Annotated in this window: 1 rRNA gene; it reads right to left on the bottom strand. The window is 49.1% G+C overall.

The window, feature by feature from the left end:
* A 23S ribosomal RNA gene (locus tag ACLS0A_RS11090) occupies positions 1-291 on the bottom strand; the annotation flags it as partial.

Below are 291 nucleotides of genomic sequence, written 5' to 3'. Positions count from 1 at the left end.
CAAGGCTCTACCTAAATAGATTTCGGGGAGAACCAGCTATCTCCCGGTTTGATTGGCCTTTCACCCCCAGCCACAGGTCATCCGCTAATTTTTCAACATTAGTCGGTTCGGTCCTCCAGTTAGTGTTACCCAACCTTCAACCTGCCCATGGCTAGATCACCGGGTTTCGGGTCTATACCTTGCAACTCAACGCCCAGTTAAGACTCGGTTTCCCTTCGGCTCCCTTATTCAGTTAACCTCGCTACAAAATATAAGTCGCTGACCCATTATACAAAAGGTACGCAGTCACCC

This window comes from Avibacterium volantium (assembly GCF_049366555.1).
Taxonomy (GTDB): domain Bacteria; phylum Pseudomonadota; class Gammaproteobacteria; order Enterobacterales; family Pasteurellaceae; genus Avibacterium; species Avibacterium volantium_A.
The sequence above is the reverse complement of the archived record's forward strand: the minus strand, read 5'-3'. Positions and strand labels throughout refer to the sequence as shown.